Annotated in this window: 1 protein-coding gene; it reads right to left on the reverse strand. The window is 64.2% G+C overall.

Annotated features, from left to right (window positions below; all coding sequences use genetic code 11):
• Nucleotides 1–19: 19 nt before the first annotated feature.
• Nucleotides 20–1,162, reverse strand: a complete 1,143-nt coding sequence (locus tag C7I84_RS29285; protein WP_106775734.1) for an ISAs1 family transposase — start codon at nucleotides 1,160–1,162, stop codon at nucleotides 20–22.
• Nucleotides 1,163–1,252 lie beyond the last annotated feature (90 nt).

The following is a 1,252-nucleotide window of genomic DNA, read 5'->3' on the forward strand; positions in this document are numbered from 1 at the left end:
CCAGGGGAATCGCTTCAGGTTAATTCTGGGTCTGCCTGAGGAGGGTTTCGAGGTAGTGCTGATTGAGGTTTGCCTTTTTGCGTCTGACCTTGAGGCTGTGCTTGTCGTTTGCGGCGCGCACCATGTTCATGGCCATGTGTTTGATGACAGCCATGTTTTGCGGGCCGCAGCCGGTTCGGAGCCGTGCGAGGTCGTCGTGGAAGACGACATCGAGGACCCAGTGCAGCCTGTTCTCGATGCCCCAATGGGCGCGCACGGCGGCGGCGAAGGTTTTGGCATCGAGCTTTGCCGAGGAGAGGTAGTACCGCCTTTCCCGCTGGATGCGTCCGGCGCGTTCGGTTCGGCTTTCGACCATGGCGATCATGGCGAGGTGTGGAAAGCCGGGCTCGTCGGCATAGCGCCGGTCCGAACGCATCCAGCCGACATCGTGGCAGACCAGGCAGCGGCGCTGCTCGATGCGGCCATGGTCGTTGTCGACGGTCTCATGGACGGGCTGGATCATGTCGGCGGGCGGATCGTCGAAGAAGCGGGCGACGTCGTCGTAGGTTGCGGGCCGGTTTGCCTTCAAGGCGAGCAGGTAGTCGCCGCCGCGCCTGACGATCGTCTCGGCGATGGCGTTCTGCGTGCCGATGGCGTCGATGGTGACCAAGGCGCCGGTCAGTTCGAGGCGCTCCAGAAGCAGCGGAATGGCGGCGATCTCGTTGGATTTGGCCTGCGTGGCTTCCTGGCCCAGCACCAGGCGCTGGCGGCTCGCCCAGGCCGAGACCATGTGCAGCGGCTCGCGGCCCCTGGCCCGCGCATGGCTGCGGCGCGAGGTCTTGCCGTCGACGGCGACGATGTCGGGCGCGCCGTCGCGCAGCGCATCCACCCAGGCCGCGAAGCAGGCCTTGAAGAGATCGGCGTCCAATCCGTTGATGACGTCGTTGAGCGTGTCGTGCGACGGCAGGCCGCGCTCATAGGGCAGGAAACGGCGCAGAAAATCCATCCGTTCCTCGCCCCACAGCCGGATCTCGACGAAATCATCCATCCCGCTCAGCGTCGCCGACAGAACCAGCAGCATGATCTCGGGAAGCGGGTAGACAACCCGCCAGCCTTGCCGCGGGTCCGACAGAACCTTGAAATGATCCAGGATGGCGCGCGACGAAACGGCGGGACGGGTCATAAACGGCTCCGATCTAGCGAAGCCGCCCATGAATCACACATCACACCTGATCCGCTACCCCAACCGCGTTAACCTGAAGCGATTGCCCTG

The organism is Kumtagia ephedrae (genome assembly GCF_003012745.1).
Taxonomy (GTDB): Bacteria; Pseudomonadota; Alphaproteobacteria; order Rhizobiales; family Rhizobiaceae; genus Kumtagia; species Kumtagia ephedrae.

What these genes read in the sequence shown, in the direction of transcription:
- C7I84_RS29285 (WP_106775734.1), bottom strand. Translation starts at nt 1,162, where the DNA reads ATGACCCGTCCCGCCGTTTCGTCGCGCGCCATCCTGGATCATTTCAAG.